A 13460-nucleotide genomic window follows, 5' to 3' on the forward strand; every position below is an offset into this window, starting at 1 on the left:
GGAAAAAGAACTAAAGCCTTACGTAAAAGCAAATTATAGCACCAATAACTACGCGATTATTTCTGGCCATTCATTGCCCGAATAGGCGCGCCTAATTCACTAGTTATCGCGTTGCTCTTTACGTTCGCGGTTTGTTCTATGATTTTCAGGCACCGCGACCAACTCGTCTTCTATTAATTGGCAATTCGCGTCAATGGCGCCGCCTCTTCTTGACTCAAACGTTACCGCATCGCCTTCAGATTTGTTAGCACAAGCCTCTTTGGCCTCAGGAGGCGGTCCTTTTCTGCGGTCATCTTGGGCGTGACTTACCGCATTCAATATAATCGTTATAAATATTACCGCAAAAGCTCGCCAGGTTATTTTACGTAATTGAATATGCATGGATTAATCCTCAGTAGTGAAAGTCAATATCAACTCTATAAATGTAGAGTTTAAATGTGCAGAAATAGTGCAGTCCATGTGAAGAAGTGCCGTAGATGCAGATGAGACGGTGATAAAACCGTTAAAACTACATATACTGATGTCAATGAACATATCACAAAAATTATTTCTGTCGTTTCTAGGACTTACCACGTTGGTGTTGTTTGCTACGCTGTCACTTGCTCGTTGGGGATTCGACCAAGGTTTCGCCGACTTCATTAATGCACTGGAAAAACAACGACTGGAAAGTGTAGCTGCCAATCTCGTCGATATTTATGTAGAGTATGATGAGGACTGGTCGCGTGCTCCCCCTTTCGAAATAGTTCGGCTGTTGAGTCGCTCTGATGATGGCTTCCGAAATCCTCCACCTCATCAACGCAGGGGTCCAGCTCCCTTACACGCGCCTCCTAAACAAACAGCAGCTCCTGCGTTTGATAAAGAATTGGAGCGATTCAATCGGCCTCCAAACGCTCTCGTGCACACTACATTACTTGATACGGAGCATACGTTACTCTTCAATGCTCCGTTACCTATTTCTGGGTCAAAAAAAAATACCACGATTACAGACGTCGTTATTGAATTTAACTCGCAACCCATTGGCATTTTGCGCAGTTACCATTCAAAACTCGATGACTCACATATCGCTGGTGAGTTTTCTCAGCAACAATTAATGTGGAGTGCTAGTGTTGGCGGAGAATGTTTATTACTTGCTATTCTATTGGCATATTTTCTTTCAAAATTACTGCTAGATCCGATTCAAACGGTTTTGCAAAGTGTCGCAAAACTGCGTTCCGGGGACTGCGACCTTAACCTGTCTCATCACCGTAAAGACGAGTTAGGTCAGTTGATGACAGATATAGAATCATTGTCACAAACCTTGAACAGCACTAAGCGTGCAAAAAGTAGGTGGATTGCCGATATTTCCCATGAACTAAGAACCCCATTAACCGTTCTTGTCGGCGAAATTGATCTAATCAAATCAGGTGTGCGTCCTTTCGACCAAAAGAATTTAAGTTCGTTAGAAGATGAGGTAAAGAGATTAACCCGTCTGGTCGAAGATCTTTATCAGTTGTCGGTGTCAGATACAGGGGCACTTCGATATCAAATGACTCATATTGATATAGTTCCTTTATTAGAAACTGTTGTGGCGAAGAAAACGCTAGAATTTGCCAACAAAGATATTTCGCTGAGTATCACTAACCTAATCAAAAGTGCGAAAAATGTCGGCGTCAGTATTTATGCGGATCAGCAAAGGGTGGAGCAGTTGTTTTTGAATTTATTGAACAACAGTCTCCAATATACCGATCCTATTGGAGCATTACGTATCCAACTTGAAGTACGCAGTGATACTCTTATCATCACTTTTTCTGACTCGGCACCTACCGTCTCTGAAGCAGAATGCGAACAACTCTTTGAACCCTTACAGCGACAAGATGCCGCGCGCACTAGGTTTACCAGCGGGGCGGGGCTTGGGCTTACCATTTGCAGAAATATCGTACACGCCCATCATGGAACAATCTACGCCAAACCCAGTGTGCTAGGCGGTATTGCTATCACGGTCTCATTACCGATAAAAGGAAGCAGAATGTGAATCAACAGCATGTTTTTATCGTTGAAGATGAGCCAAAAATCGCTCAAATTCTTGTCGACAACTTGTCTTTAGCAAATTTCAAAACCTCTGTATTACATGATGGAGGACAAGCGTTGGAGAGTATATTAAACCAGCAACCTGACTTTGTGATTTTGGATGTAATGTTGCCAAACAAGGATGGTCTTCAGATATGTAAAGCACTTCGAGAGGTTTCTCAGGTGCCCATCCTTATGCTTACAGCAAAAATAGAAGAAATTGATCGTTTAATGGGGTTAGGGTTTGGTGCAGATGACTATGTCTGCAAGCCATTCTCTGCCAGAGAAGTAGTGGCTCGAGTGGAAGGTATCCTGCGCCGTACATCAATGCATCACAACACTACTATTCCTAATGTGATTGCGTACAAAAATATAGCGCTGAACATCGAAAATTTCAGTTGCGTTCGAGATGGGCACTCCATCGAACTCACCCCTGTGGAATTTAGGTTGTTAGGCGCTATGCTTCAACATCCAGGCAAGGTTTTCGACCGCACTATGCTAATGACGAAATGCTACACCGATGATCGTATTGTTAGTCATCGAACGGTTGATAGCCATATGAAAAACTTACGAGCAAAACTTAACTTAAACGACCAAGAATCATGCCTGCATTCAGTTTATGGTATCGGCTATAAAGTAGAGTGAAATAAAGGGGATGGTTGGTACCAGCCCCGCTTGTAAGAATACGATGAAGCTTTGATGACAAGAGGTAAGGCTATCGAGAGTTATTCTTTCAATAATACGTTAATGTCGTTCCAAAGGTGCTGAATAGACGTTTTGTTCAATCCATTGTAAACACCGCGAATATGTCTATTTTTATCAATTAGCAATAAGTTCTCTGTATGTAAAAAGTCTTCGTTTTCCATGTATTCGCCCATATCTTCATTGGCAAAATAATCTTCTCTGGCCAATTGATAGATATCGTCCCTATCGCCTGTCACTAAATGCCATTTCCCGTCAATGATGTTATGTTCTTCTGCATACTTCTTTAACACTTCGACCGTGTCAGTTTCGGGCTGGATTGAATATGAAATGATGCCTACTTGTTCATTGTCTTCAAAGTGGTCTTGTACTTTGAATATGCTTGAACGCATCTTCGGGCAAATACCCGGACATGTTGTGAAAAAGAAATTAGCGACATACACCTTGTCTTCAAATGTTGCATTAGTTACTGTTTCGCCAGCTTGGTTGGTGAATGAAAAGTCTGATACTCGGTGAAAATCATGAGCCTCATCGCTGTTGGGAACTAACCAATAAGGCGTAAATTCAGCACTTTTGTAAAAAGGTAAGGGTGCTTTATCTGCTGCGCTCTCTTGTGCCTGTGAGGCGAAAGTAAATGCCGCTATGCTGAGTAGCAGGGCAGGTTTGGTAACACTATAAAATAAGTTCTTCATTATCTAATCCAAAGCATAGATTGGTTTTTTTCATACCGAATATTCGGTCATTAACGTTTTCATAATTCACATACAGCTTGCCATTCGTGCGCCAAGCTTGTTGCAATCCGACTTCCATACCATCGACATAATTCATGCGTTTAAATTTTTCACCTGACACGTACCATTGTCTTGCCAATCCCTGAATTTTTCCGTTTTCATACATAGCGATTGCGCGTAAATTACCGTTTGCCCACACGCTAATGTGTGGGCCGTGAGGCTTTCCCTTCTTGTAGTAAGCAATAAACCCTAACATCCCGCTTGGATACCATTGCATGCTGTCGCCATGTTTAATACCATTTTCATAGCGAGATTTGCTTTTTAACTGAGGGTCGCCATCAACGCTTTGTGGCGGATAATATTCGACAATATGGCCCGTAAAAAGCGTTTGCGCGTAGAACGCCAAACCTGTTTTCTTACTCGTAGTGATACTGCTTTTAGGCACCACTAAAACATCGTTTTGAGTTAGTTTTTTAAGCCTCTCAGCATTGAAAATGGAGGCAGAAATCAATACGCCCCCCAGTATTGTCACTCCCAATAGAGCCCATTTACTGAACTGCACTTGGCGTGCCTTGGTAATCGCCGGGAAACAAAATGTAATAAGCGTTCAAGAACAAATCATTTTGGACATGATAGTGGTAGGTCGGCTCTGTATGATGTTGCGTTATTTCGACATGGCCTCCAGAGGCATCCAAATTTGTTGGATACGTACCCGTTGAATTGCACTTTCTGCCAAACAAGAAAAAACCATCAGCAATAACACCTATTAGGTTCTCATCGTCATCTGAAATGGCCAGTGGCTCTAAATGATAGTGATAACTTTGTGGTCCAGTATGAGCACCATTATAATCTAAGCCTTCAATTGCTGAATCAAGCGCTCGACCTGCGCCTTCCTCATCGTTGTATATCGGCGCGCCGCTCACTGCGATACCAATTGGACCAAGCCCTGTCGCAGTAGGACTAGTTGCATTGTCAGGTATGCCTGGCACTATTAACGTGTAAGTGCCAATAAAATCATCAATATGTCCTGGCACTAATCTATCCAACGTGGTTACAACGGGTGCTACATACAAGGGGTGGTCTGGTGACCAATAGGGTGAAGTGTGATCAGGTAAACCAGTTGACTCTATAATGATATTTGCACCATCAATAACTGCCGTCACGCTGTCTGAGTTAAACATTAAATACGCATCTGGCAACATGGCCAGCGGTGTTTCATTTGGAGTCGAGTCATCGACCGGTGAGTCATCAATTGGTAAAGTCTCAGTACTCGTTTCAGCGTCGCTTCCTCCACAAGCCGTTATGAAAAAAGCGCTTAATACGGCTAAACTTGCAAGCTTATAAAATGTATTCATCAAGGTTCGACCTTCAAAATGTGAGCCGCTATTGAAAACAACCCACTTATGTCTAAATTGTGATGTAACTTTATAAAAACAATGTGCAGAATCTGTGTAGAAAATAAGGAAAGACAATAGATATTCTTGGCGCTAACGCCCCCATTTTTTCCTAGTCACAATAGGAGTGCCGCGCGAAAAGGCCCTGCGTTCTGCGGTAAAGCTCTCATTCTAGGACCGCCTATAGACATAATGACCTGCGGCTTCTTGTTTTAAGCAGACCTTAAAGACGGAAACGAAGTTGCACTGCTCAACACAGAGCGTCACGTACAAGTCCATATTTAACTGAGTAAAACCGTAAGCTCATCCTAAAATTAGTAAAGGGCTACTGTGTCATTACTAGGTTTTCGGAAAATAACTACAAGGCATACCACAGCGGAATTCTAGTATTACTTAAAGCTTTTTAACTAACGTTTGAATAGCTTCAATAACAATTTCAGGCTGCATTTTGTGAATGGAATGCTGACGCGCTCCTGAAAAAATAATTGTGCTATTGATAGAGCGAGTGGCAATGTCTTCCTGCAAGGTCGCCCATACCAAATATCTGGTTTTTGTATTATCGATTTCAGAAGACACTTTATTTCGCGCAATAACCACCAAAGGCATATCGCCATAGTTAGGTGTTAATTCATTTAATTCACTAAGGCTTCTTGGAAAGTATTCGGCTTCATCTAAGCTAGTATATTGATGCTTGGTTGTACTTTTTTTGGCTTTTTCTTCTGGATTAGTGTTGGAAAGATACAATCTGGGAATACCGACAGGGGCTGCCCACATTCCAAATTTGAAAAGGTATTTTTGAAGAGAATTCGTTTGAGGCATCTCATCTATCTGATCTTCATGGGCAGAGTCTACTAATACCAAAGCGGCTATATATTCGGGAAAGGTGAGGGCATAGCGTTGCATGTTTACCCCGCCAAATGAATGGCCTACAAGGATAATTGGTCCAGTAATGTCTTTCTTTTCTAGAACCGAGTGAAGTTCTGCAACAATAGTTTTACTGTCTCTTTTGCGCGGGCTTTCTTCACTCCATCCAAGGCCAGCTCTGTCATAGGTAATGACTCTGGAAAACTGTGAGACTTCCGCTGCTACTTTGTTCCAGACTGATGAGTCATCACCCATACCAGCATCAAAAATAACGGTAACTTTCCCTGTTTCAGAATCCTCGACATAAAGACTGTAGCCACCGACGTCTATCATTTCTCCACGCTTGTCAAAAGAGGTGGAGTCGACATAGCTTGAATATGACTGATAAACAAAACCAACAAATAAAAGCATGACTATGCTGGCAGATAAAATTTTCAACGCGAACTTTCCTTTTCTTTGCATTTCCACGACTTTATTAATATTCCACAAGTCCTTTAGCAATTCAGCTAGTTATTTCGGTTAAATAAACTGATAACGACTAAACAAGGTATCTGGCTCGGGAATAGTGATTTTCCCGTAATGCCGTTGCAGCAAGCCTTCACATTCAAGCTCACCTAATAACTGGTTCACCGTTTGCCTACTGCTATTTATCATTTGCGCTAAAGACTCTTGCGAAAGGGTTAGCGTAATCGCGTTGTGTTTGGGCAAATGCTGACCGTAACTGGTGGTAAGCATTAAAAGCCGTTTTACCAGCTGGAGCTTAAGGCTAAGCCCTGCGCTTGAGTCAATAAACTGAAAAGCGCTGCGTACTCGCGTGCATAAAAGGCGAGTAAAATGCGGGTAGAGTTCAGGAAACTGCTCAAGCAGTGCTTTAAACGCGTTCTTTTGAATAATCGCCACGGTGCAATTTGTCTCACAGAAGTTGTCGTGAGTGCGAGGGAGGTCGTCAAACATCGATATCTCACCAAACCAGGTGCCGGGGCCCAGTAGCGCAAATAGCATTTCTCGACCATCTACGCCCACAGTGACAACTCTTAAACGACCTTCGCATACCCCGTAGAAACCTACGCCATCTTCTCCCTTGGCATGCAATTGCTGCCCTGCTTTTAAATGCTTAAGGCGCATCTTTTCGAACATAGCTTCCTGTAAATAAGAAGGGATCGCGCTAAACCACGTAGAGCTAGCCAGAACTGGTTTAAATTTTTCCATTTAACAAATTTCTTACAATGTCGTATATCCGACAGTGTATAGCAGCTGGGACGAGTAATGTAGACGGTAAGGAAAATTAAATGGAAGTTTCTTTGAAGCGCGCGAAGTATCGAGCCTTCAATAAGAGGCTGATACCCAGACCCTAATCAAATCATTTTATATATTGAAAGAGAAAAGCTATGACAGATTCAGTAAAGTCGAAGGTTAGCAATGAAGAATGGCAAACCCGCGTTGATCTTGCCGCATGTTATCGTGCGGTTGCAATGTATGGTTGGGACGATCTTATTTTTACTCACATCTCAGCGCGTGTGCCGGGGCCTGACCATCATTTTTTGATTAACCCTTATGGTTTGATGTTTGATGAAGTTACTGCGTCTAGTTTGGTTAAAGTAGATCTTCACGGTAATAAAGTAATGGAAAGTGAATACGACATAAACCCAGCAGGTTTTACTATTCATAGCGCCGTTCATGAGGCTCGAGACGATGCAAAGTGCGTGTTGCATTTGCATACAGCAGAGGGCGTAGCGGTTTCCATTTTAGAGGACGGGTTACAGCCATACTCGCAGCAATCGCTTTTTCCGCTGGCATCACTTTCTTATCATGCTTACGAAGGCGTGGCGTTAAATCCTGACGAAAAAGCACGATTAGTGCGCGACCTGGGTGATACCCAGTTTATGATTTTGCGTAACCATGGGCTTTTAACCTGTGCTGATAATATTCCAGATGCCTTTTTGTTTATGTTTATTATGCAGCGCGCCTGTGAAATTCAGTTAAAAGCGCAGGCCACAGGCAAACCGCTTATTCCAATTCATTCAGCAATTCTAGATGGCATTCGAACACAGGCCGATCAAGTTACCAAACAGGCGGGTGGTTCCCTTGCATGGCCAGGTATTAAACGTCGTGTTGAGCGTCGCTTCCCTGGATACGACAAGTAACTATTTAAAGTTAACGTTATCTAATATCACGAGCTTAAGCGCTATTGCTTTTAGAGTTCCCGTTTTAAAAGATTGTATGAACTTCGGGCGTCTCTTAAATGTTGCGGCCAAACCTGTATTAAATGACGTAAATCAAACAAATTACAGACAAGATAAATCAATGGCGCTGGGTTACTAAAAGCCTAAGTTAAGGTACACTTAGCGCCATGAAAATACTTCTTGAAGATACCATTCCTTTTGGCACAGATTACCTCAACAGCGTAGGTGATGTTGAAACCTATGCTTGGCAATCTCTTGTGCCTGAAATGCTGCGCGATGTAGATATTCTTGCACTGCGTTCTACTACTAAGGTTACTCCTGAACTGCTGAAAAGCGCTAACAAGGTTAAATTTGTTACCACGGCAACGGCGGGCACTAATCATTTAGATAAAGCGCATTTGGACAGCATGGGTATTGCACATAGCAGCGCAGCGGGCTGTAATGCCGTCGCGGTGGCCGAGTATGTACTCAGTGTTTTGCTGCACGCCCAAAAAGCTCAAAAGCTTGATTTATACAATGCGACAGTGGGAATAGTGGGTGCTGGCAATGTAGGAACTGCACTATCAAAAATTTTAACGGCAATTGGCGTTAAACACTGCTTGTACGACCCTCCGTTACAGCAAGCGTTAGCAAGTACTGGTAAAACACAGCACAACGGTCAGTCGTTTGTAGATTTAGCACAAATTGCAACGTGCGACGTTGTCTCGCTTCATGCGCCTTTCATTAAAGGCGGCGACTATCCCACTTATCAGATGATCGACCAAACTTTTCTTGAAGCATTAACACCTGACCAGCTGCTTATCAATGCATGCCGTGGCGAGGTTATAGATGAAGAGGCACTACTTAACTTACTTCAACAAGAACAGGCGCCAACTGTGGTGCTTGATGTGTTCGATAACGAACCTGCTATAAACACAGGGTTATTTGACCACGTTTGGTTCGTTACGCCACATATTGCGGGTCATTCTGTAGAAGGCAAAGTGCGCGGTACACAAATGATTTACGAGCAAATTTGTGAGGTAGTAGGTACAGCACCAGATAAAGCGCTCAGCGACTTTTTAGATAAGACCAACCCAATAAACGCTGAGTTAGCATCGCCAGAGGCATCGCGATTGTCGGTTGATGATCTAATTACTGTGTTTCATCACGTGTATGACGTAGCCATTGACGATGAAATAACGCGAAACGCGTTTGCGTTAACGTCAGGCCATGATGAAATGCCAGATAGGCACATTGCGAATACGTTTTCTGCACTGCGCAAGCAATACAGAGTTCGTCGCGAGTGCAGCGCCTATACGTTACAATTGCCAAAGAACACCAGCAAACAAATTCAAAACACATTCACCAAACTAGGCTTTTCCGTTAGTCTGGTTTAGATATTTTCTTATTAGGAGCATAAAGCATTATGTCGCAAGCGTTTGACGTAGCGGTACTTGGCGCCACAGGTTTAGTGGGCCAAACCATGATTGAACTATTAGAAGAGCGAGACTTTCCGGTAAACCGTTTGTATCCGCTTGCCAGTAAACGTTCAGCAGGTAGTACCGTGTCGTTTAAAGGCGAAGACATTGAAGTATTAGATGCTGATGATTTCGACTGGTCATTAGTGCAATTAGGTTTTTTCTCAGCCGGTGGAAGTATCTCAGCAAAATTTGCTCCGCTAGCTGCAGAAGAAGGCTGCATTGTAATCGACAATACTTCAGAGTTTCGTTACGAGCCAGATATCCCACTTGTAGTGCCAGAAGTTAACGCCCATGCACTGGCAGAGTTTCGCAATAGAAACATTATTGCGAACCCAAATTGCTCAACCATTCAAATGTTGGTTGCACTTAAACCTATTCAAGATGCCGTTGGCATTGACCGTATTAACGTATGTACCTACCAATCAGTGTCTGGTGCAGGTAAAGAAGCCATGGAAGAACTGGCTAAACAAACCGCAGGTTTGCTAAACGCACGTGAAGTAAAGCCAGAATCATTTAGTCGCCAAATTGCCTTTAACGTTATTCCTCAAATCGACGTTTTCCAAGACAACGATTACACCAAAGAAGAAATGAAAATGCTGTGGGAAACCCAAAAGATTATGGGTGACGAAAGCATTTTGGTAAACGCCACTGCAGTGCGCGTACCTGTGTTCTACGGACATGCAGAGGCCATTCACTTAGAAACGCGTTCGCCAATAGATGCGCAGCATGTTAAAGAGCTTTTAGCCGATGCGCCAGGCGTAACAGTTTACGACGGCAATGAGCAATTCCCAACGCAAGTTAGCAGTGCTAGCGGCAATGACATTGTTCATGTAGGGCGGATTAGAAATGACATTACTCACCCTTGTGGTTTAAACCTGTGGGTTGTGTCTGACAATATTCGCAAAGGTGCAGCAACAAACAGCATTCAAATTGCTGAAACACTTATTCGCGATTACTTATAAATGTTTCATAGAGGCTTCGCCTCTGGTTAATCGGATAAGCACAGGAAAAGGTAAACATTTTTCTGTGCTTGCCGATAGTTAACGAAAGGTCGGATTTTGACGTAACAAAACGACAATGAATTGGGAAAATTTAAACATTGTTACAGAGCAATACTTCTGTCTAACTAGATCACCCTTCATAACTGGTTTATAGTTTGTAAGGTTAGGAATAAATTAACGTTAAAAACAATCGTCAGTCAGACACTTAGACAAAATGTAAGAACACTAAAAAAGCGCAAATAAATCTTACTGCTAAGGTCGCAATAACTGCAAAACGCTAGCTTGGCGAGATGGTTTCAAGGTAGCTTTAGAATAAAAATAAAAGCCAATGTTTTCTTCCGTACTGATTGGCTAGAAAATCCGCCCAAACATACGGGTGGTCAAGACGCTTGAGGGCATATAGGATTGCTATGAAATTGCATTTGACGGGCTTACTTTTACTCACACTTTGTTTGTCTTGCCCTGTAACTACAGTAGATGCACAAGAACGCGCTACCTTCTTAAAAGGTCCAAAGGACGCTACCGATCAGTTTTCCGGGCTGGAATACGGCCCTATTGACGCCAACGACACACTTTGGCGAATAGCGGAACGCTACCGTCAAAATAATAATCTGAGTGTATATCAGGTTATGACAGCCATCTACGAGCTCAATCCTAACGCATTTGAAAACGGTAATTTAAATCTATTGGTCGATGGCGCGGTGCTTAAGCTTCCTTCAGAGCGCTACATTGCAAGAATTGATAAGCAAAAAGCCCAAATGCGCGCTGAGCAGGACGAAAGAGCATTTGCTGAAATGCTTAACAAGCCTGGTAGCAGCGTAAGGAACATCAAACCGGCTTCTCCGTTAGTTAACCAGCAAGACCTCACCCAGACTCAAACCGACATTGAACAAAAGATCACCCGTTTAGATCAGGAGCAAAATCGTCAGTTTGATGAACTGCGCATGCAGTTTGCTGCATCTCTTGAAAATGTAGAAGCCATTCTTAATGAAAATAGACGTTTGTATGAACGCGTTGAAGCAGTTAATGGCGAGCTAGAAACGTTAAGAGGGCAGGTTGAAGGTGACGTAAAAGCACAGCTTGATATGCAAGTAGCGCTTCAGCAAGAGTTGCTAGATATGATCAAGGCTGAGCAAGCTCAGCGTGAAGCAGAAAAGCAATCATCGTTCTTGACCACGTTAACAAGCCCACTGAGTCTTATTATTGGCTCTGCATTTTTGTCGTTGCTACTCGTTGGCGGTTTGATCATGTGGTTGCTTAAACGCAACAGCAAACCTGAAGAGGCGCCATCAGCTGGACCCACAATAACGGCTAATGATGATGATATACCTGTACCTGATGCTGATATCGGCGACCTTTCAAGTGCTCTAGCGCCAGATTTAGATGAAAAAGCAGAATTATCTGACGACGACTTATTCAATGACGATGACCTTCTAGACGATGTACTCACCTCCGACTTAGAAGAGAGCTTAGATGACGAGCTTGAGTCCTTTGCAGACCTAGAAGACGATATGCTAGTGCCAGACAATGATGACGATTTGTTTGAAGCTGGTGATGATGAGCTTGACCAAAGTGAGCTTGACAGTTTGTTTGATGACGATGACTTATCAGACAAGGTGCTAAACGAAAATGACGCGGATGATCTGGAAGGTTTCGACTTATCGGGCGACGACGATGTTTTTGAAGAGAGTGGTGATAGCGATAGCGAGCAGGCCTCAGATTCAGCGAGTGCTGAAAACGCAGGTGACGATGATGATTTCGATATTGATGATTTACTTGATAATGTCCAAAGTCAAGGCACTGATGAGGAAAGCAAAGCTGAGATAGATGAGTCAGAGGAAATTAACCCTGACGATATCTTAAACGAGGTTAATGGTACCTCTGAATCTGAAAATGTTGATGAGGACGACATAGACGCGTTGCTTGCCAGTTCTGTTGAAGAGCTTACTGATGACGCTGAGCCAAATGAAATCTCACCCTCGCTCCCTACTATAGAGGATGAGGACGAAAAGCCCGAGATTAGCATTGATGATTTGTTGGAAGAGCATGGTGTTGATGCCGGTCTTACCGATGAGTTAGACAGTAACGATGAACTCATTAATGAAGACATGTTGAGTAAGCTCGATGACGAGATTAATCAGCAAAACAAAGAAATCGATAAAATCACCGACGATCTGCTCAACGAGATTGAACAAATAGAAATGATGGGTGGATTAGGCGAAGAAGAAGATGATGATGATGACTTTGAAGATGAAATAACAACATCAGCGCCGTCACCTCAGTCAATTCAAAGCCTTGACGCCATAACCGATGATTTAGACGATTTGCTTGAAGAAGAGATTGAGGTTGATTCGGACTTCAGCGATCCCCTCTCTGACGAGCTTATAGCGGAATTACAATCAGAACAAGAGAACGACGACAGCGATTTTGAAGACGACGATACTTCACCTGAATCTGTAGCTGAACCCGATGATGACGAAGATTTTGATGACCCTTTCACTGACGAGTTACTCGCCGAGCTTGAAGCTGAGCTTGAAGGTGAGCCTGTAGTTAGTCCGGAGGCCGATTCCCTTGAAGACACGAATAACGATATTTCTGATGGAGTCGACGAGGAAGAGGAAGACGATTTCAGTGATCCTTTAACCGACGAGCTACTTGCTGAATTGGAAGCTGAAGAGTCGAAAAGCAGTAGTGACGTAGAGCAGTTAACCGACGAGTTACTGTCTGAATTAGAGGCAGAAATCGAGTCGGGAGATGAAGACTTATCAGAGCCGGAATCAGAACTTGGTTCTGAGATGGAAGAACCAGAGCTTACCTCTGACACAGAGCCTGAAGTTGACCTTGGAACTAAAATCGAAGAAGAGCCTGAGCTTGAAGCCGAGGTGGATTCACTGCCAGAACCTGAACTAGAGTTTGAGCCCGAGGCTGAGTCAGAAATAGCGGCTGCCAATGAAAACGAGCTATCGAGCGAAGCTGAGATAGAGCCAGAAACAGAGCTCGATGTTGAGGAAGTACCAGAAGTTACCCCTGAAGCAGAATCAGAGAGTGAGTTTGGAACGGAAGCAGAGCAAGAGCCTGC

The 13460-nt window shown here is 43.2% G+C and carries 12 protein-coding genes; 6 read left to right on the plus strand and 6 right to left on the minus strand.

The genetic code is table 11. From position 1 onward, the window contains the following. Window positions 1–99: 99 nt before the first annotated feature. Window positions 100–381, minus strand: a complete 282-nt coding sequence (locus GVO62_RS02260) for a hypothetical protein (RefSeq protein WP_159117559.1) — start codon at window positions 379–381, stop codon at window positions 100–102. 109 nt (window positions 382–490) lie between these two features. Between GVO62_RS02260 and GVO62_RS02265 the strand changes: the two genes are divergently transcribed. Next, entirely contained in the window at window positions 491–2011 is a 1521-nt protein-coding gene (locus tag GVO62_RS02265; protein WP_159117560.1) for an ATP-binding protein, read from the plus strand. Beyond that, the gene (locus tag GVO62_RS02270; protein ID WP_159117561.1) at window positions 2008–2691 is read left to right on the plus strand and encodes a response regulator; all 684 of its coding nucleotides are present in this window, start codon (window positions 2008–2010) and stop codon (window positions 2689–2691) included. The genes GVO62_RS02265 and GVO62_RS02270 overlap by 4 nt, the downstream gene beginning before the upstream one ends. Before the next feature lie 80 nt (window positions 2692–2771). Here the strand turns inward: GVO62_RS02270 and GVO62_RS02275 are convergent, their stop codons facing one another. The 5 genes from GVO62_RS02275 to GVO62_RS02295 form a co-directional block, all read right to left on the minus strand. Beyond that, window positions 2772–3440, minus strand: coding sequence for an SCO family protein (locus GVO62_RS02275; protein WP_159117562.1), 669 nt, complete (start codon window positions 3438–3440; stop codon window positions 2772–2774). Then, window positions 3421–4041 (minus strand): toxin-antitoxin system YwqK family antitoxin, encoded by a 621-nt coding sequence (locus GVO62_RS02280; RefSeq protein WP_201282639.1) that lies wholly within the window; start codon window positions 4039–4041, stop codon window positions 3421–3423. The genes GVO62_RS02275 and GVO62_RS02280 overlap by 20 nt, the downstream gene beginning before the upstream one ends. Continuing rightward, window positions 4028–4834, minus strand: coding sequence for a YHYH protein (locus GVO62_RS02285; protein WP_159117563.1), 807 nt, complete (start codon window positions 4832–4834; stop codon window positions 4028–4030). Before GVO62_RS02285 ends, GVO62_RS02280 begins: the two co-directional genes overlap by 14 nt. A 432-nt stretch (window positions 4835–5266) precedes the next feature. After that, entirely contained in the window at window positions 5267–6175 is a 909-nt protein-coding gene (locus GVO62_RS02290) for an alpha/beta fold hydrolase (protein WP_159117564.1), read from the minus strand. An 81-nt stretch (window positions 6176–6256) separates the two neighbouring features. Next, a complete protein-coding gene (locus GVO62_RS02295) occupies window positions 6257–6946 on the minus strand; it encodes a Crp/Fnr family transcriptional regulator (RefSeq protein WP_159117565.1) in 690 nt (229 codons plus the stop codon). 179 nt (window positions 6947–7125) lie between these two features. On the opposite strand from GVO62_RS02295, the gene GVO62_RS02300 reads away from it, so the two are divergent. The 4 genes from GVO62_RS02300 to GVO62_RS02315 form a co-directional block, all read left to right on the plus strand. Then, window positions 7126–7881, plus strand: coding sequence for a class II aldolase/adducin family protein (locus GVO62_RS02300; RefSeq protein WP_159117566.1), 756 nt, complete (start codon window positions 7126–7128; stop codon window positions 7879–7881). A 206-nt stretch (window positions 7882–8087) separates the two neighbouring features. Then, entirely contained in the window at window positions 8088–9296 is a 1209-nt protein-coding gene (locus GVO62_RS02305) for a 4-phosphoerythronate dehydrogenase (protein WP_159117567.1), read from the plus strand. 29 nt (window positions 9297–9325) lie between these two features. Then, complete coding sequence (locus GVO62_RS02310; RefSeq protein WP_159117568.1) at window positions 9326–10342, plus strand: aspartate-semialdehyde dehydrogenase; 1017 nt, start codon at window positions 9326–9328, stop codon at window positions 10340–10342. A 449-nt stretch (window positions 10343–10791) separates the two neighbouring features. Further along, the coding region (locus GVO62_RS02315; protein WP_308469229.1) for a FimV/HubP family polar landmark protein at window positions 10792–13460 on the plus strand (2669 nt) is incomplete at its 3' end.

It is taken from the genome of Alteromonas sp. KUL150, assembly GCF_009811475.1.
Taxonomy (GTDB): Bacteria; Pseudomonadota; Gammaproteobacteria; order Enterobacterales; family Alteromonadaceae; genus Alteromonas; species Alteromonas gracilis.